The sequence below is a fragment of the Paenibacillus amylolyticus genome (assembly GCF_001570725.1).
GTDB classification, from domain to species: Bacteria; Bacillota; Bacilli; order Paenibacillales; family Paenibacillaceae; genus Paenibacillus; species Paenibacillus amylolyticus_A.
Map to the genome: position 1 here is coordinate 423,851 of NZ_BCNV01000001.1, position 18,955 is coordinate 442,805.

General features: G+C 40.0%; 19 protein-coding genes. 18 read left to right on the forward strand and 1 reads right to left on the reverse strand.

Going from position 1 to position 18,955, the window contains the following annotated elements:
- Positions 1-602: 602 nt before the first annotated feature.
- The 7 genes from PAHA3_RS01880 (at position 603) to PAHA3_RS01910 (ending at position 9,856) form a co-directional block, all read left to right on the forward strand.
- Positions 603-2,645 carry a B12-binding domain-containing radical SAM protein gene (locus PAHA3_RS01880; RefSeq protein WP_062833208.1) on the forward strand — a complete coding sequence of 681 codons (2,043 nt, stop codon included), beginning with the start codon at positions 603-605 and terminating at the stop codon, positions 2,643-2,645.
- A 336-nt stretch (positions 2,646-2,981) separates the two neighbouring features.
- Positions 2,982-4,097, forward strand: coding sequence for a tyrosine-type recombinase/integrase (locus tag PAHA3_RS01885; protein WP_305778486.1), 1,116 nt, complete (start codon positions 2,982-2,984; stop codon positions 4,095-4,097).
- 169 nt (positions 4,098-4,266) lie between these two features.
- The gene (locus PAHA3_RS01890) at positions 4,267-5,388 is read left to right on the forward strand and encodes a hypothetical protein (RefSeq protein ID WP_062833209.1); all 1,122 of its coding nucleotides are present in this window, start codon (positions 4,267-4,269) and stop codon (positions 5,386-5,388) included.
- Positions 5,389-5,514: 126 nt separating this feature from the next.
- The gene (locus PAHA3_RS01895) at positions 5,515-6,288 is read left to right on the forward strand and encodes a hypothetical protein (RefSeq protein ID WP_062833210.1); all 774 of its coding nucleotides are present in this window, start codon (positions 5,515-5,517) and stop codon (positions 6,286-6,288) included.
- A gap of 166 nt (positions 6,289-6,454) precedes the next feature.
- Entirely contained in the window at positions 6,455-7,525 is a 1,071-nt protein-coding gene (locus PAHA3_RS01900; RefSeq protein WP_062833211.1) for a hypothetical protein, read from the forward strand.
- Between the two features lie 113 nt (positions 7,526-7,638).
- Positions 7,639-8,343 (forward strand): hypothetical protein, encoded by a 705-nt coding sequence (locus tag PAHA3_RS01905; RefSeq protein WP_153028165.1) that lies wholly within the window; start codon positions 7,639-7,641, stop codon positions 8,341-8,343.
- A gap of 184 nt (positions 8,344-8,527) precedes the next feature.
- Positions 8,528-9,856 carry a protein kinase domain-containing protein gene (locus tag PAHA3_RS01910; protein ID WP_062833213.1) on the forward strand — a complete coding sequence of 443 codons (1,329 nt, stop codon included), beginning with the start codon at positions 8,528-8,530 and terminating at the stop codon, positions 9,854-9,856.
- Between the two features lie 540 nt (positions 9,857-10,396).
- Here PAHA3_RS01910 and PAHA3_RS01915 read toward each other — a convergent pair.
- Positions 10,397-10,684: a DUF6809 family protein gene (locus PAHA3_RS01915; RefSeq protein ID WP_062833214.1), complete on the reverse strand. Its 288-nt coding sequence runs from the start codon at positions 10,682-10,684 to the stop codon at positions 10,397-10,399.
- A 153-nt stretch (positions 10,685-10,837) separates the two neighbouring features.
- Between PAHA3_RS01915 and PAHA3_RS01920 the strand changes: the two genes are divergently transcribed.
- The 11 genes from PAHA3_RS01920 to PAHA3_RS01970 all read left to right on the forward strand — a co-directional run bounded on the left by PAHA3_RS01920 (position 10,838) and on the right by PAHA3_RS01970 (position 18,932).
- Positions 10,838-11,062, forward strand: coding sequence for a helix-turn-helix domain-containing protein (locus PAHA3_RS01920; RefSeq protein ID WP_062833215.1), 225 nt, complete (start codon positions 10,838-10,840; stop codon positions 11,060-11,062).
- Between the two features lie 170 nt (positions 11,063-11,232).
- Positions 11,233-11,886 carry a hypothetical protein gene (locus PAHA3_RS01925; protein WP_062833216.1) on the forward strand — a complete coding sequence of 218 codons (654 nt, stop codon included), beginning with the start codon at positions 11,233-11,235 and terminating at the stop codon, positions 11,884-11,886.
- 84 nt (positions 11,887-11,970) lie between these two features.
- On the forward strand, positions 11,971-12,519 hold the full coding sequence (locus tag PAHA3_RS01930; RefSeq protein ID WP_235599352.1) for a DUF2716 domain-containing protein: 549 nt from the start codon (positions 11,971-11,973) through the stop codon (positions 12,517-12,519).
- Between the two features lie 132 nt (positions 12,520-12,651).
- Positions 12,652-13,035 (forward strand): nuclear transport factor 2 family protein, encoded by a 384-nt coding sequence (locus PAHA3_RS01935; protein WP_062833217.1) that lies wholly within the window; start codon positions 12,652-12,654, stop codon positions 13,033-13,035.
- A gap of 217 nt (positions 13,036-13,252) precedes the next feature.
- Positions 13,253-13,849 (forward strand): hypothetical protein, encoded by a 597-nt coding sequence (locus PAHA3_RS01940; protein ID WP_235599353.1) that lies wholly within the window; start codon positions 13,253-13,255, stop codon positions 13,847-13,849.
- A 194-nt stretch (positions 13,850-14,043) separates the two neighbouring features.
- Positions 14,044-14,421 (forward strand): hypothetical protein, encoded by a 378-nt coding sequence (locus tag PAHA3_RS01945; protein ID WP_062833219.1) that lies wholly within the window; start codon positions 14,044-14,046, stop codon positions 14,419-14,421.
- A gap of 342 nt (positions 14,422-14,763) precedes the next feature.
- Complete coding sequence (locus tag PAHA3_RS01950) at positions 14,764-15,591, forward strand: transporter substrate-binding domain-containing protein (protein ID WP_062833220.1); 828 nt, start codon at positions 14,764-14,766, stop codon at positions 15,589-15,591.
- Between the two features lie 27 nt (positions 15,592-15,618).
- Positions 15,619-16,314 (forward strand): amino acid ABC transporter permease, encoded by a 696-nt coding sequence (locus tag PAHA3_RS01955; protein ID WP_062833221.1) that lies wholly within the window; start codon positions 15,619-15,621, stop codon positions 16,312-16,314.
- Positions 16,311-17,021 carry an amino acid ABC transporter permease gene (locus PAHA3_RS01960; protein WP_062833222.1) on the forward strand — a complete coding sequence of 237 codons (711 nt, stop codon included), beginning with the start codon at positions 16,311-16,313 and terminating at the stop codon, positions 17,019-17,021. The genes PAHA3_RS01955 and PAHA3_RS01960 overlap by 4 nt, the downstream gene beginning before the upstream one ends.
- Positions 17,018-17,770: an amino acid ABC transporter ATP-binding protein gene (locus PAHA3_RS01965; protein WP_062833223.1), complete on the forward strand. Its 753-nt coding sequence runs from the start codon at positions 17,018-17,020 to the stop codon at positions 17,768-17,770. Before PAHA3_RS01960 ends, PAHA3_RS01965 begins: the two co-directional genes overlap by 4 nt.
- Before the next feature lie 145 nt (positions 17,771-17,915).
- Positions 17,916-18,932: an LLM class flavin-dependent oxidoreductase gene (locus PAHA3_RS01970; protein ID WP_062833224.1), complete on the forward strand. Its 1,017-nt coding sequence runs from the start codon at positions 17,916-17,918 to the stop codon at positions 18,930-18,932.
- Positions 18,933-18,955 lie beyond the last annotated feature (23 nt).

The window sequence follows — 18,955 nt, forward strand, 5'->3', positions numbered from 1 at the left end:
ATGTGAGTGAGCTTGGCTGGTTGGGATGGAGTGAGATTTTTTTTACATTCGCCATTTCAAGTCTTTGAAGTTCATGACACGTAAAGCTTAATTGATCCAACGTTGATAGTTATCTTCATGCAAGTCGATGGTTCGTCCATGATACGGGGGAAGCGTTCGGCAGAGGTTCGAGGCTAAAACCTAAAGGCTCAAGGCAGTAAAATGTGGATATCTATTGTGGATGGAATGCGAATGAGGTCTTTAACAGGTTGAAGTTGAGTTTGAGGTTAATTATGATGTCTCCTCATTGTGGACAAAAGATGGTGAATTGTCTTTCAAAGGGTGGACATTGGCGTTAGGAATGGTCGACATTATATTGTACAATATGTAGGTTGAATGTACGGATTGTATACTGTATGTTGTGGTTTTCGTTTGGCAGGTGTATATGTCTTTTTGAAAAGAGTGTCCACTCTTTGAAAGACAAAAGTTGGATATGTCCATGATCGGTGGAATGGGTATATCAAAAGAGGTTTAGATGAACAGCATCCGGGGCAGGATGGCTGTGATGCTTTCCTTTTATCAAAAAATATGTGGTCTGGGTGTCCAGGCAAAGGTTGTGAACCATGAAGGTTATTCTTTCTACATTAAATGCAAAGTACATCCATACCTCCTTGGCCTTGCGGTGTTTGAAGGCGTACAGTGAGAAGGATTTTGATATTGACCTGGCGGAGTATACGATCAAGGACCCTGTGATGAATATTGTGTCTGATCTGTATCAGCGCGGCGCGGATGTGATTGGTTTCTCGTGTTACATCTGGAACATCGAAGAGACGATTAAGGTCATTGATAATCTGAAAAAGGTTATGCCGAACGTGAAAATTCTGCTTGGCGGGCCGGAAGTGTCCTACGATACGGAATATTGGATGAACCGCATTCCCAATGTCGATTTTATCGTCATGGGTGAAGGGGAAGAGACGCTGCATCAGCTTTTGACGGAGCTGGAAGGAAGCAAGAAGTTCCACTTTGTCTATGGACTGGCGTATCGCAAAGGGGAAGAAGTCATTCTCATGCCAGGACGCCCGAAAGCGGATCTGAACGATCTGCCGTCACCGCACCGTTTTGATGAGGATATCCCGGAGCTTGGGAAACGGGTTGTTTATTTTGAGACCAGTCGGGGCTGTCCGTTCAGTTGTCAGTTCTGTCTGTCCAGTATTGAGGTCGGCGTGCGGTATTACGATATTGAGCGGACGAAGTCGGACATTCTGTACCTGATCGAGAAAGGTGCGAAGCTGATCAAGTTTGTGGACCGGACGTTCAACATTAAGCGGGATTACGCGCTCGAAATGTTCAAATTCCTGATCGAGAATCATCAGGGAACAGTATTCCAGTTTGAAATTACGGCGGATATTATGCGTCCCGAAGTACTGGACTATCTGGCAGAGAATGCGCCGCCGGGCACATTCCGGTTCGAGATCGGGGTACAGTCCACGAACGATCCGACAAATGAACTGGTGAAACGCCGTCAGAATTTTGCCAAGCTGAGCCGTACCGTCAATAAAGTCAAAGCTAGTGGAAAAATCGACCAGCATCTGGATCTCATCGCCGGACTGCCGGAGGAAAATTACGATACGTTCCGCAAGACGTTTAACGATGTGTTTGCCCTAGGGCCAGAAGAGCTTCAACTCGGATTCCTTAAAATGTTGCGTGGTACGGGCCTGCGTCTGGATGCGGAAAAATACAATTACACGTATATGGATCACGCGCCGTATGAGATTCTGGGCAGTGATGTGCTACCGTTCAGCGACATCGTACGCTTGAAGCGGCTGGAGGATGTGCTGGAGAAATACTGGAACGCACACCGGATGGACCATACGTTGAAGTACCTGATGGAGCAGGAGTTCAACTCGCCGTTTGATTTCTTCCAGGCGTTTGGGGATTACTGGGAAGGTCAGGGGTGGCAGAAGATTGGTCACCAACTGGAGGATCTATTCACCCGTTTGCATAGCTTCTTGGAGTCCCGTAATACGCCCCATATGGATATCGTGCTCGGCCTGATGAAGCTAGATTATTTCCTCGGTCACAAATATAAACCACGCAAAATCTGGTGGGAAGATCCGCTCCAGAAAGACCAGTGGGCGGGTTATATGAAAACGTTGGCTGAACGTCCGGAAGACGTTCGCCTGCCACGTGTTGCCGGTGCCGCAGGCACGGCATGGCTCGAAAGCAGCGGCACAGGTGCAAGTGCCGCTGGGGTAAGTTCGGCTGCTGCCGGGGAAGACTCTGCCGCAGATGCGGCGGGTGTGATCGGCAGCGAAGCTGGGGGTGCAGCGTCGCTCACTTCGGGCGACGCAACAGGGTCCGCCGCGAATGGAGCGGCGGACATGGTGGACGGCAACGCTTCGCGTGCGTTGCCGATGACCTCGGCCATGACCGCACAGACGGTCATGGGTGCCCGTGCTTTCGCCGACCTTGGTCTCGGCGAAAAGGAACTGCAGAAGCACACCGTATTGGATGTGCTTCCGTTCCGGCTTGAGCGTGTGCTAGCTGGCGCCAGCCCGCTTGCCGCGAAAGGCCGGACGCTGCTGGTCGTTGTGTACCAGCAGCATGAAGGGCAGCAGGCGCAGTATTACACGCTGCCGCTGGGAGAAGAAGCCGCTGCCATGTAGGTGCAGCGGCCTGACACGAGCTGTATGGCCTATTGGCATCATTCAGCAGGAAGATGTGCCACGGCTTTACGGTCCGTGGCACGTTTGGGACAGGCATCACCGCTATGTACGGGGGATGCCTGACTTGATGAGCACCGCGCTATTGACCGCGGTGCTTCTCAATGAGGTGCTGCCCATTGGGCGCAGCACCTCATCTTACGCGGCTTGTCATTGCACAAGTCGCGCTCCGCTTCACTTTTAAACCAAATATATATGTTCCGAAAGCATCGGAAGGCCGTCTGATTCCCTAGGGGATGAAGAAGGGCCTTCCTTTTTGTTTTTCAGAAAGAGTTTCCTATGAATGAACATGCTACTACCAATGAGACGATTACCATAACAAAAGGTTCCGCTGAATTACTGCACATCTACATCCCGTATAACCCTGCATATATTGAGCGCATTCGTCGGATTAAGGGCAGAAGGTGGGAATCCAAACCAAAAGTGTGGATAATCCCTTACACCACAGCTGCTATACAGGAGTTCATGAATCAATTTGATCCAGTTGATGTCCAGATTGCCCCGGAGTTGTGGGTGGAAAGCGAGGAATTACAGCATTGGAAAACTAGCAAGGGAAGTGATGCATGGAGTAAAGAGTCACTACAGAAGGCATTAACATTACGAGGATACAGCCGTAAAACAATTAAAGCGTATTGTAATCAGGTCGAACGTTTTCTCAGTAGCCTTGCGCTTAAAGATACCGATGTGACTAGTTCCAAAGTTCAGACGTATTGTTTAGGTTTGCTAGAGCAAGGGATCTCCCATTCAAGTGTGAATCAGACGATCAGCGCAATTCGCTTCTATTGCAAACATGTACTCCATCATCCTACAGATATCCAGTATATTCGTCCCAAAAAGCAGATAAAATTACCTAAAGTCATGTCAGAAAAAGAAGTTGCTCAACTGCTCAAATCTGTTACCAATCTAAAGCATAAGACGATTCTGTTTCTCACGTATTCTTCTGGTCTTCGTGTTGGCGAAGTCGTTCGTCTTCAATGCAGCGATCTGGATATTGAGCGTCAGACACTTATTGTACGGCAGGGAAAAGGTCAGAAGGATCGGAGAACTCTTCTCTCTAACCTAGCTTGGGAAATTGTGCAGGAATACATTACGGAGTATAGACCCAATCGTTGGTTATTTCCGGGACAATCTTCGGATCGGCATCTTACCGAGCGCAGCGTACAGAAGGTTTTTGAAGAAGCTAGACAACGCGCATGTATTGTAAAAAAGGTTAGTATTCATGCCTTAAGGCACTCCTTCGCTACGCATTTACTGGAAAACGGAACAGACTTGCGCTATATTCAGGAGCTACTTGGTCATACGAGTGCACGAACAACTCAGCGATATACGCATGTGAGTATGAAAAATATTCAACGTATTCAGAGCCCGCTGGATCGTTTGGATCTGGGAGAGTGAGTGCTCCTATAAATCTACCTTTTTCACCAAATTTTTCTTCGCAAATACCACAGCATCGGTTATCATAGACGTAGTTCGGATATCAGGCAAGATCTGTGGTATTTACGAAGTGCATAAATTAGATGTTATGTGAAATCCCCTGAATATTAAAAAGGAGAATCAATAAATTATGATTAGGGTTTATTGTGATATTAAAGAATCGACAAAAGCTGAGATTAATAAGACAATAAATGATTATTTAGATTTATATATGGATTTCTATAGAACTCTTGGTCCAGAGGAGTTTTCTTCATTTTTTCCACAGTTTCTATGGGTAGAAAATGAAGAACTTTGCATAAAGACTATGATTGAATTAGATCTTTGGACCTCTGATAATTATTTACACACTCTTAAACCGATTCATGAATTTGCTTTGTATATATTGTTATGTTATTCAAAAGATAGAATTGAAGAAATGGGAAGAGAAAAAAGTACAACAGATTTAGATCATGAAGTAGAACAAACAGATGACGAGTATATATTATCTGACTTAGATAATATGGATTTTTATCTTGAAATATTATTTCAAGATTATGATTTTTTGCGTGTTTCTGAGTATGTAAAATATTTTATACAGAATCCATTTGATTTCCAAGGTACATTTAATGTGGATCTTACTGAATATGAAGATTTAATGCCAAATGATATAAGAAAAGAATTTAATGATCTTAAGCAATCAATTTATCCAACGGAAATTATAAAACAACACAGTAATGGAATAATAAGAGATATGAATATGAAAGAATTTTTCTTACATATTGAGAAAATCATAGATTACTTTAGTCATTCTTTGACTTTAAGAGGCACTCACAAATTATTATGGAATGAGAATGGCCTTCCAAAGAAGGAAACAAGTGCTCAACAATTATTAGAAAGTATAAGTAGGCTATATTGTGAGAGTAATAATATAGATATTACACCTGAGGCTGAAACAGGTAGAGGACCTGTTGATTTTAAGTTCTCATATGGGAATAATTTAAAGACAATTGTAGAAATAAAGAGAGGTTCTAATAAGCTAGAACACGGAATTGAAAAACAAACAGTTCAATATATGTTGTCGGAGAAAGTTGAAACTGCATATTTTATCATAATTATCTTATTTGAAAACGAATTTAGGAAAGTTGATAGAATATTTGAGTTAGCAAAAAGTATAGAGGTAAGATATAACTTAATAATCAGGCCGATAATTATTGATGCTAGAGCCTCAAAGTTATCAGCATCAAAGATTCAGAATGTTGAATCAGTGAAGTAGGGGGAATCACATAACATAATATTCACGCTGCGGGCATACGCCCTTGATTTGGCATTCGCCGGATACCCGACATATGTCGGGTCGTGAATACAGGAACGTTAGACGACATAACAAGTGAGGAAACCTATGGGAAGAAAAGCGGTCAATGGAGTATGCCATATATGTGGCATAGATGGGCCATTAACGTTTGAGCATGTTCCACCAAGAGGAGCATTCAACGATAAGCCCGTTATTAAAGCAATCTTCGAAAATCTCATGACTAAAGGGCCGGATGAAGAGATTAAGGGGGCAATTCAGCAAAAAGGCGCTGGAGCATATACGTTGTGTGCGAGCTGTAATAATGACACAGGAGCTTGGTACGGAAATGCTTTTATTGATTGGACTTATCAATCTTTGATTTTACATGATAAATCGGACGGAAAAGGAGCAACTTATTATCCATTTCATATATTTCCGAGTAGAGTTCTTAAACAGATTATAACTATGTTTTTTTCAGCTAATGGCGAAGGATTCGCTAAAGGGAATCCTGACTTAGTAAGATTTGTTATGAATTCTGAGAATAAATATTTAGAACCTAAGATTAGAATTTTTGCTTATTTGATGACAGGATCAAGAATGAGGCAAACAGGAATAACAGGACTGGGTTCTCTTAACGGAAAATTTACAATAATGAGTGAGATCGCTTTTCCACCTGTTGGTTACGTTATGACATTAGATTCTGATCCACCTGATCCAAGATTAGTAGAGATAACTCATTTTTCAAGATATGGATATAATGAATTTGAAACTATTTTCTTACGATTCTCTAAATTGCCAGTACATCTATACTTACCAGGTGATTATCGAAGTAAGGATGAAATAATGAGAGCGTATGAGGAAAACACTCAAAATAGAGATTAGTCGAGAAGATTGTTACATCGTCTAACATAATATTCACGCTGCGGGCATACGCCCTTGGTCCGACATTCGTCAGACACCCAGCATACGCTGGGTCGTGAATACAGGAACGTTAGATGAAATTGATAAAGCATGTTTTCAATAAGTTTATGTAAAAGGGGAGCTATTCTTGTTTGTATTTGGAAAAAGAGAGATTCAGTTAATCGAGTATGATTGTTCATCAGTAAGAACAAAGGGAGCTAGGCTTAAGCAAATTGGCAATAATGGTAAACTTACTATTTCATCGATTCGTCTTTCTGTCGCAATGGCGAGGACTATAATGTCAAAAAATCCGACACAATTAGATTTGAATTTTTATTTTTTAAGTTCATTCTTTAATATTCAAAGTATGATTGATTCTAGAAAGAAAAATTTGAGACTTTCCATTAATACGCGTCATAAACTTAGAGATTTTTCTTTAACAGGACGTATAGGAGAGTTAGCCCAAGCAGTTAATTTTATATTTGCGCAGGATGTACTTAAGTCTCCTATAGTGGTCGATTTTGAAGGGTATATTTCTAGTTTTAACAACATAAGTAATTATACTGGAGAAGCACCGGATTTTATAATAAGTAAAATAGGAAACAGTACTATTTCTATTTTAGAATCTAAGGGATCTCACCCAAATTCTCCAAATAAAAACTTGAAGACCACTTTACGAGAAGGATTAGAACAATGTGAAAATGCCAAAAATTTTATAATAAACAACAATATAGCTATTAATATTAATCAGACGTTTGCTGCAGGTGCTTGGTTTGCTGATGTTCAAAGCCCTTGGGATACAACTATTGGTTATTCCGATCCCATTGAATACAGGGAAGAGGTTAAATTTGATGATCTTGCATTGATGAGATATCATTATGCATCTTGGTTTTCAATAATAGGGTTGTTTAATTATTCATTACAATTGATTTCAAATGAACCATTGTTTTTTGAAAGACCTACAGAAGTATACGAGTACGAAAACGAGAGATTTTATTTGTTTGATTCTAATTGGAGTCCTTATATGTATAATGAAATTTCTTTATTTTCACATTTTGGTTTTTATAGATTTGTTAAGTTCGGCATAGCTGAAAAAGTGTGGAATATATTAACTGGAAATGAATTGAACCTTAAAAATAGTGACATTCAATTTGTATCATTATCAGAAGAAGGAATTGAAATTTTTTCTGACGGTACTTTGGTTTTGTATGACATCTAATTCGATTAAAATTATCTAGGCATTATAAAAAAATCAACTTCATCTAACATAATATTCACGCTGCAGACATTCGTCCTTGATCTGGCGTTCGCCAGACAACCCCTCCGGGGTTCATGAATACAGGAACGTTATATGCAGTCGGGGCAAATAATTTTTTTGTAGGTGATTTTATGAAAGAACTGATAATATCTTTCTTCCAAGATTACGGTGTTGCTTTACAGACCATAAGCTCTATATTTTTACTTGTGGTTACAATTATTTATGTAATTGCAACTTATAAGGTTATACATTCTTCCCATAAATCCTTTTTAAGGCCACTAAAGATAAACGATGAGAAGAATGAATTGATTGTTAAAAACTTCGGTCCAGGGGTAGCAATAAATATTAAATTATTTATTAATACCAAAATTTTTAAGAAAATTGATCCCAATATAGACCCCACTGGAATAATTTTTGAAATATTCAAAGATAGATACAAACTAATAGAATGTGAAACATTTGAACTGGAACCTGGCCAAAACATAAACTTTATATATGACAAAGAAGTTATAAGATTTGATAAACTTTTGTTGTACTGGGAAACCATAACCGGAGAACGAATGTTAATAAGATACAATATAAATTTATCTCCTGATGGTCGAATTGATATAGTTCGATACAAGAAACTAAGATTAAAGAGTTTAAAAAATACATTATTAACGCCATTGCACTTTATTTCTTTTATCCTTGTTGGAGGCATGATGCGACCAACATTTGAGGAATATTTAGAAGAAGAAAGAAAAAAGAAAGAAAAGAAAAACAAAAAATGGTTGATTTGATTATTCGATGATGGCCCCGAAACCATATAACAACTTATTCAAGCGACGGTCTTTGACGCCCTTGGATTGCAGAGGTAGTTCTAGGAAGTGAAAAGCAGACAAGCCCTTTGGGGTTCATGAATACAGGAACGTTATGTGAAATTCTCCAAAAACTAATAACTCAAATTCAGAGAGGTGCTAATTAATGAAATCAAATGAAAAATATGCTCCATATGAAGTAATAAACAAAAATTTCGGTGTTGGAGGAAATGCTAGGGTTTTCCTAGTTAAAGACGAAAGCGGAAAAGAATATGCATTGAAAAGTATAATAATAAATTCAAAACAAGATGCAAAGAAAGTAAAACGGTTTTTAAATGAAATTAAGATTGTAGAAGAATTTCAGGATAATATACAGGGAATAATTCCCATAAGATATAAATTTATTCCTGAGAGTATGCAAGATGGATTTGAATACACAGACGACTTTAAAGGAGTTGAAATATGGTATGTGATGGAAATAGCTGAACCGATATCAAATAAACTAAACGGATGTAATGACTTAAAAGAAATTATTGATTGTTTTATTTCTTTAGCCGAAACATTAAAAGAATTACATAAACATGAAATTGTACACAGAGATATTAAACCTAGTAACATCTATTATTATAAAAATACATGGGCATTTGGTGACTTTGGTTTAGTTGCATATCCTGAATTTGAAAACGATGATTTAACAGGAAAAGATGAAAGGGTTGGAAATCATGCTACAATTGCACCGGAAATGAGACGTGCTGGAGAAGTAAAAGATGCTAGACCAGCAGATGTTTGGTCTTTAGCAAAAACATTATGGATGTTAATCACTAAGAACTCAACCCTTTGTTTTGAAGGTACTTATAATCGTGCGGATATAGAAATTTCTGTGGCTAAATATTGGAAAGAATGGCCAATAAATCTTCTTCATGATATTCTCGAAAAAGCTACTTCATATGAACAAAAAAACAGAATAAACATAACGGAATTTTTAAATCTACTTAAAGAATACAAGAAGTTATTAGTGGAGAAAATGCGGGTTTTGAGTTACAAAGAATTGAAGGAAAAAGAAAAGGAATCTGAGGAAGGCAGATATTTTCATAACTCTGCTAACAGTATTGTAGATACACACGAACTAATTGATTATCACTACTCGCTGGTGTGTCAGCAAGAACATTTCATTAACAATGGTCAAGAAGAAGAGACACAAATTTTAAAATATATAAAGAAAAAAATGGAATTGTATTGCGAGAAAAAGTATTTTATTTCTCCAATACTTAAACACTTTAGAAATGAAAATCTGCCTGCAATAAGAATTTTCGTCGAATATACAGGAACAATGTCTAAATTTGTTACCGCACTTGTTTGTGTAGATAAAAAGGTTTCTAGCTTCAATACGCCTCCTCAATTGAACAATTATTATAATAAAGATGGATCGTTGGATTATATTGTAATAGATGAATTTATAAGAATAATAGATTCAAATTCAATGAATTCTGTTTGAGTTGAGTAAATCCTCGTTATACAGTAAATGTAATAAAAGGATTACTAATGAAAAATCAAGAGATCAAGCTGCTGAAGGTATGCTATCTGAATTGAGAAGCTTTAGAGACTCAGGTTATACAGAAATGAAAGTAATAATTAAATTATAAAATGTTGTCTTCGGCGTGTACGCAAACTATGAAGCGACTTTCCACAAGAATAGATAAGTCGGAGCTTTTGACTAACGTTCATTACTCAGCTTCAAATTCTATTTTGTTTGAAGCGGCCAATGAGTCTGCGTACATACCATAGTGGTTAAATACGTTTGAATCGAACCCTTTACGTTTTAGGAATAGTCTGCCGCGTCAACACTTATATCAAGTACAATAAAAATAGTTTTAATAATTAATGCAACGATTTGGTTCATAAGAAGATAACTTCACATAACATAATATTCACGCTGCGGGCATTCGCCGGACACTCAGCATGCGCTGAGTCGTGAATAGAGGAACGTTATACGACAGAATCAAAAACTCTAGCATTTAGAGGATCATATGATCCTCTAAATGCTAGAGTTTTGCAATTCACTAAAGAGTTGTAGAGCATCTTTGAAACCTTGTATGTAGATACTTCTTTCTAGGATGGATTGGAGAGAAATTTGGGCGTCTTCGTACAGAAAAACCGTATGTTGAAGTTGATCGGGTAAAGCATCACGAAGTGTTTTAAAATATTGATCTGTCTCCGCAGAAAGCTGAGTGTATTCCTTATGACACTCCAGAAGCTCAGTATAGAGTAATTCTAGACGTATTCTTATAAGCGGTTCTGTTAATGATTCTAATGAATTAAACATATATTAGTCCTCCTTCAATTAACTCTATAGAGTTATTATATAACCTTGAAAAGTTAATTACAAGGTGAATATTTGATTTTGTAGAGTTAAAACTTCGCTTTCCGTTGATGATTGCTAATGTGGAAGATAAGATAGAATTATGGAGGGGAAAAGATGAACGTAATCAAGTGCAATATACGAGAACTCATGGCAGAGCATCGAATAGATGATATAACAGAATTGATGGTGAGATCGGGCTTAAGTCGGAACTCAATCAACAAGTTATATAGGGAAACGAATATAGAAACAACAAAGCTGGAAACCTTATTCAAGCTATGCGATACATTTAATTGCAAATTATCAGATTTAATTGAGTATGTACCAAAAGAAAACCAATAGTGAAGGTAGATTCGAGAAGCAATTCCGTCGTATAACATAATATTCAAGCAGCGGCTCCTTCGGAGCCTTGGTCTGCGGATGGATTTCGGGGAGGTATTTCAACAGACACCCCTTCGGGTTCATGAATATAGGAACGTTATATGAAATCCTAAAGATCGAGAGGAGAACCAATGACTATACTGTTTAATTTTAGTGAATTGAATAATATTTATTCGGAAGCTCTGTTATCAGATGATAAAACATTAATCTTTGAAACCCATATTGGGAAAGGAAGATTCTTATTTATGATGTTTTTATCAGAAGAAGATAAAGATTCAAAAGATAAATTATTTGTATATCTGAGAAATACAAAAAGTATGTTGAATATAAAAATGTACGGTAATCATGAGAAAGGAAAATTCGAAGTTTATATAACTGATCAATTACAAAGGAAGTTTGTAGAAGAGTTACAATTAAATTCATATAAAGGTTCTTTTGATTTTATGCATTTTCTTGAACAACTTAATGATAGTTTTCCTAAAACTATAAATCATAACAATAAAATAGCTGAATTGAGAAAAAATAAAAGTATTATTACTCCGTTAAACATAGTGGATGAGAGTGATAGGACAGTATTAAAGCACGAAATGAGACTTTCTAAAGATAAAAAGCCACAAGACAAAACTCTAAGGAAATTATATGTATACACTGATGGATCTGTTGAAGATATAACTGAATTAATTAATTTACTTAAAAAGTTTAACATGACAGTAGCTTGGACAAAAGAAGATCCAAAAAATACCACTACAAGTGTAAAATCATTGCTTAATAAGTTAAATAAATAACGGACTTCATATAACGTAATATTCACGCTACGGGCATACGCCCTTGGGGCCAGCATTCGCTGGACACTCGACATGCGTCGAGTCGTGAATACAGGAACGTTATATGAAATTCATCCAAAACAATATAAAAAGGAGGCGAAGCTTATTAATAATTGGATTCCATTACAGGATAATGAATATAAAAGAGTTTGGGATAAATTTGATAAAGATTTTTCGTTTAAACCAAGCATATATCCAAAGGATTGGCCTACATTTTCAATCCATGGACCTTATATAACTTTTGAGATGATAAAGAATTACAAAGAAGAAGAGATTAATGAATTAGAAGAAGTCTGTAAAACCATTTTTAAATCTTGTTTAGAACCTCACGAGTATCTGTACGCATTAGATTGGCAGCATGAATCTTTTTATTATTCTCCATACTTGCAAGAGGCTTCTCCAAGAATCTTATTTTATCCTGACGGTGATTACTACTTATTTTTAAAGAAGGATTTTAGTTTTGGTTATTTGGGACATCCTTGGGAACAGAGTATTACAATATTTGGTGAAGAGTTAGTACAAAAATTCATTACACATAAACCAAATATTTTCGATGGAATAATTCGAAGAAGCAGCCACCTTCAGATAACATAATATTCACGCTGCGGACATACGTCCTTGGTCCGGCAATCGCCGAACACCCGACATGCGTCGGCTCTTGAATACAGGAACGTTATCTAAATCAGGACAATTATGTAATATCAAAATTTAGGAGTGTGATTCGACTTGGAAAACTCAAATTTAAAAGACCTTATTGAAAAATACCTGAGCGCATATAACACGTTTAACATTGATGGAATGATAGGAGTTTTGAATGAGAATATTCATTTTCGAAACATTTCTAAAGGTGAAGTGAATTCGGAAACAAAGGGGATTCAGGAATTTCGCACATTAGCAGAGCAGTCAATTCAGGTATTTTCTCAAAGGCGTCAAGTAATAAAGAACATTACTTTCGCAGGAGATAAAGCAGAGGTTGACATTGATTATGAGGGAGTATTGTCCAGTGATCTCCCTAATGGAATGAAGGCAGGAGAAACATTAAAACTTCAAGGGAAATCAATATTTCAAATGAAAGATAAGAATTTAATACTGATTGAAGATCATAGTTGAAACATTATTGAAAGTTATTCATAGATTACCTTGAAAATTAGATAACAATATATTCACGCATCGAGCATACGCCCTCGGTCCGGCAGAAGCATTTCAGGAAAGCAGAGGCTGCCGGACACACTTGGCATACGCCAAGCGTCATGAATACAGGAACGATAGCTGAAATTCCTGAAAACGAGATAAAAAGATGAAGTAGGTGAAGTTTAAGTTGTCTTATATGAAACCAGTAATCCTAGAACCTTATTACGATAAACCTATTTGGATTGAGAATGAAGTGAATCGAAAGGAGTTTACTTTTTTATCCTCAAAAAGTAGTGAAGCTGAAGTTGAATTGTTTTTACTGCATTTATTTGGCTACAACAACATTGATGTATCGAAGTCTTTTGAAGAATCTTTTGAAGAGCTATTTGAACAAGATGAAGTGGCGATACTAGGTGGGGTAGCTTTTATACAGGATGATGAAACATGTATCATGCCTAGCTGCTGTTGCGGGCTAGAAGAAATACAATCAATAGAACATTCAATTCAAGCTAAACAAAGTCCATGGCTTGGGCATGACCCATCGCCTGGAATTCAGTATTTTGATGATTACGCCTTAGTATGGTCAGATGATCCGGAACCACTTAAGGAAGAACTAGTAAGCATTAAGTTTACCTATAATGAACTGGCAGAAAGCCTTAAGAAATGTAAAAAGGACTTATTGGAATTTATAGAAGAACCATTATATAAATGGATTAAGGTAAGAAATGGTGACATAGCGAATCGAATGAAGCAAAAGATGTTTCATTGGTTTTTGAAAGACGAGTTTTTATGATCAGAGACACTCACAGGAGATTTATTTTCAAAGTGATTTAATAGAAGAAATAGAAGTAATATTAAAACGACTCTTGTAGGTAGTACATAGAAGGGGAGTACTTCTGATAACAGAACATTCGAGCTGGGGCTCCTAATGGAGCCTTGGTCTGCGAGTTGAATTTCTTTTGTAGTACGGGATGTGGAACAAGAGAAATGATAGAAATTAATTATAATGTGCAAGAAATACCTAATCATGATTTTATGCTTACTGTGAATAACTACTTTCAACATTTTGATGATATCCGGAGATGGAAAGACTACACGACAGAAACATATGTGAAAAGCGTATATGCATGGTGTACAGGAGACTATACAGAAGAAGCAACAGTCGATGAGATGGTTAAGGTATATTATCAATTAAACAAGAATTCTCTTAAGTTAGAATCGGTAGATATAAATAACATTGAAGTAAGTGAAAATGATGAGATCTTAATTGAAGTATCTAGAACATGGGAAGATGGTCAAAAAGATGAATCCACGTATTCCATACTCTTCGAAAACGAGGGATGGAAAATTGACGATCGGATGTGAACGTTGATTGGAAAGCACTAACATATGTATGAATGGTTTGAATGAACTGAAAGTATACTTGCGAAAACAAAGAAGCTGGGGCATTAAATGTCCGGCTTTTTTTGTCGATCCTATGTCTCTAAACTCTCACAAAAAGAAGACTTTCCTCACACAAAATATAGTGAATGGGGAATCGTGTAATCGTACCCATTGAATAATTGAATTTACATATAGAATAGTTCTATAAGTATACCCGTTGACGATATTCCCACTGGGATGATATTTTTAGATCAATTAATTCCTACTTAACATGTATGAATTGGTGGTTTAAAAATAATATAAAACATAACGGGGGATAAAAACATGAAAAAATGGTCTGTTTTAACACTAACTACTGCACTAGTTCTGGCGTTGACAGGATGCAACACCGGGGGAGAAGCGAAGACGGCATCGGGAGCTGAGGGGGCAAGCGAACCAACCCAGATTATTGTGGGAACAGGCACACAGTTTCCGAATGTAGCCTTTATTGACGAAAATGATAAGCTGACAGGTTACGATGTAGAACTGGTCAGAGAAATTGATAAACGGCTTGATGATTACGAGTTCGAGTTTCAGACGCTGGAGTTCACCAACTTGCTGCTGAGCCTTGAAACGAACAAGATTGACATGGTTGCACATCAAATGGAAAAAAATCCGGAGCGCGAGGAGAAATATCTGTTCAACAAAGAAGCGTATTCCCATTGGAAAAACAAAATTGCCGTTCTTAAAGATGACAACTCCATTCAATCCATTGACGATTTGAAGGGCAAGAAAGTATTTACTACAGCAACCAGTGCACAAGCCATCTTGCTGGAAAACTACAACAAGGAGCATGACAATGCACTTGAAATTGTGTATTCAAGCGGTGTGGCCAACGATTTCATCTCACAACTCAAGTCCAAACGGGTTGCAGCGTCTATAGCTGCAGACTTTACCCTTCCACTTATCGATCCAAACAACGATTTGAAACTGGTCGGTGCGCCGCTCAGTGAATCAGACACGCTGTTTATGTTCCGCAAAAACGACCCTGAGCAGCAAAAACTCGCTGACCGTGTCGATGAAGTACTGAAGGAAATTAAGGCTGACGGCACATTGAAGCAACTGAGCGAGCAGTGGCTTGGTTTTGACGCTACGCAATCGGAAGCCAAATAACACGTAGAGGAAAGGCAGGTCGCTGCGATGGGTGCACCATTTGAATTCAGTTATGTCATTGACTACTTTGTAAAGCTCCTACCTACCATCAGTACTACGCTTCTAATTGTAGTTAGTGCAATGGTGCTTGGTCTTATCATCAGTTCCATCGCGGCATTGCCGCAGATGTATAATATCCCGGTGCTGAAACAGCTGTCTAAGCTGTATGTATCCTTTTTTCGCGGTACACCGATTCTTATTCAGCTGTTTTTGTTCTATTACGGTGTGCCGGAAATTTTAGGTTTGTTCGGCATTAATGCCAATCGTGCACCTGCGCTGTATTTTGTCATTTTGACTTACTCGTTGAATAGCGGAGCGTTTATGGTGGAGATGATTCGGGCTTCAGTCGCATCTGTGGATCGGGGGCAGGTCGAGGCCGCTTATGCGCTGGGCATGTCTGGCCCACAAGCCTTTTTCCGGATTGTATTGCCGCAGGCATATGTGACGGCACTGCCTATATTCTCCAATATGGTGATTGGCAGCCTGAAGGATACATCACTTGCTTTCAGTGTGGGTGTCATGGAGATGACCGGTAAATCCTCCACACTGGCAACGATCTCTCGTCATTTTATCGAAGCGTATATCTCACTGGCTCTCATTTATTTTGTTCTAAGCTTTGTGCTGGATCGGGTGTTCCGTGTGCTTGAGCGGAAAGTACAGAAGAGGGGGTTTGCTCCGATATGAGCTTTGATCTTTCCTTTGTATGGACCGCTTTCGTGGAGCTTCTCGGTGTCATCCCGATTACGCTGGCGATTACCGCTGTATCGGTTGTCTTCGGTTTTATCATCGGCACAGCCGTTGCGCTTGTCCGCCAATTTCGGATTCCTGTGCTGAGTCAGCTGGCGGCTGCCTACGTTACATTTATTCGCGGTACGCCAATGATTACGCATTTGCTTCTGATCTATTTCGGTCTGCCCATGGTGATTGACAGTGTCACAGCATCGCTCGGACTTGGATTCAACTCCGCGTCGATTCCGTTGATCGGCTTTGCCTACCTCGCATTTTCGATTACGGCTGGGGCTTATGCGTCAGAGATTGTTAGATCCGGCTTGCTCTCGGTTGATCGCGGGCAGATCGAGGCTGCTTATTCCCTTGGTATGACAGTATCGAAGGCGATGCGTAGAGTTGTGTTGCCACAGGCTTTTGCGGCGAGTCTGCCCAATATTTCGAACATGCTGATTGGTATGCTGCATGGTTCAACGCTGGCGTTTGCGGTCTCTGTGGTGGAGATTAACGCCAAGGCGCAAATTGTCGCATCGACCAACTGGAAGTTTTTTGAGGCGTATGTGGCGGCAGCTCTCATTTTCTGGGGTCTGACCATAACTATTGAAAGACTGACCGCGCTGGCAGAGAAGCGGTTCAGGGCGTACAGCCGGGGAGGCGTGTCATGATTGAACTAAAGCAAATACACAAAAGCTTCGGAGATAACAAAGTGCTTTCGGGAATTGACCTGAGCGTAAAGCGCGGAGAGGTTGTTGCCATTCTGGGACCAAGTGGTTCTGGCAAAACAACACTTCTACGCTGCATCAATTATTTGGAAAAGCCGGATTCCGGGCATATCAGCATCGGAGACTTTACCCTGAATTACAAGCAGCATAACAAAAAGGATATCCATGCTCTGCGCCAAAAGTCAGCGATGGTATTCCAGCAATATAATTTATTTCGCCACAAAACGGCGCTGCAAAATGTGATGGAGGGGCTTGTCGCTGTCCGTAAAGTGCCGAAGGAGGAAGCAAAGGCGCGCAGCGCGGCCTTGCTGGAGAAAGTTGGCCTAGGAAACAAGCTCGATTCGTACCCTAGCGAGCTGTCAGGTGGACAGCAGCAGCGCGTCGGCATTGCACGGGCGTTGGCGATGAATCCAGAGGTTATTTTGTTTGACGAGCCGACCTCTGCTCTGGACCCCGAACTTGTAGGCGAGGTGCTGGCTGTCATTCGCCAAATTGCGGAGGAAGGAATAACGATGATCATCGTTACTCACGAAATGGGTTTTGCGCAGGAAGTAGCGAACCATGTTGTATTCATGGATGGCGGTGTCATTGTGGAGGAAGGCGATCCGAAGCAGTTATTCCGATATCCGAAGGAAGAACGCACGAAGCAATTTCTCAAACGCATTACGCCTGACGCCGCATATTCGATATAAGAGAATCAATTTCATAATACCTTTAGCTACTTCAATCAAGGCAAGAGATAGATCAAAACGATTCAATTTGTCTATATCTTGTTACAAAAAAACATTTTTAGTGAGTTATGAAATTGATTCAAGGAACATTGGAGGGGGAATGTACATGTCATTTACATTAGGAATTTTGGACCAAAGCATCGTGTTTCCCGGCCAGACGGCTGCGGAGGCGCTGAAAAATACAGTAGAACTGGCGAAGCTCGCGGAGTCCCTTGGATATGATCGGTTTTGGGTAGCCGAGCATCATGATTCGGAAGGTGTTGCCGGATCATCGCCAGAAGTGCTCGTATCGTATTTGCTGGCACAGACCCATACCATCCGGGTCGGCTCCGGTGGTGTCATGCTCCAGCATTACAGTCCATACAAGGTAGCGGAGAACTTCAATATACTTGCGACGCTGGCCCCGGGACGGGTTGAATTGGGCATCGGGCGAGCGCCGGGCGGCTTACCTCGTTCCACGAAGGCGCTGCAAAAGGGAGTCGCAGAGCCGGAAACGTTGGAGGACAAATTGGTGGAGCTTAAGGACTTCCTGCATTCTCCGGCGAGTGAATCCCATGCGCAGCCAGGGCTGACGGCTCATCCGTTACCAGGACAGCCAGCGGGTATTTATATGCTGGGTACGAGCGTTTCCAGTGCAGAACTGGCGGCAAGGCAGGGGCTTCCTTATGCGTTTGCCCTATTTATTAACAGTGATCCCGAGACGGCTCGTGCTGCGCTAGATGCTTATCGCACACAGTTCAACACTGAGCATGGCGGGGAGCCCCAAGCCATTCTGGCTTTGTCTGTGATTGCGGCAGAGACGGAAGAAGAGGCTAATGCGCTGGCGGGACAGCACAAAAGCGTGCGTGTGACGCTGGCCAGTGGCAAAACCGTTAATGTGCAGACGTTGGAGCAGGCAGCGGAATTCGCAAGGCAGGCGGGAGAAACGTATACGGCGGTTGAGCGCGAAGCGGACATTACTCGCGGCACGAAGGAGACGGTGCGGAAGCGGCTACTCGAACTATCGGAGGAATATGGTGTGAACAGCTTTGTGTTCACAACGATTATTCCTGATTTTGATAAGCGGACTCGTTCCTTCCAGTTGCTTAGAGAAGCATTTACAGAGGAACTGGTGCAACCTTAATAATGTTTACAATCGAATTCATT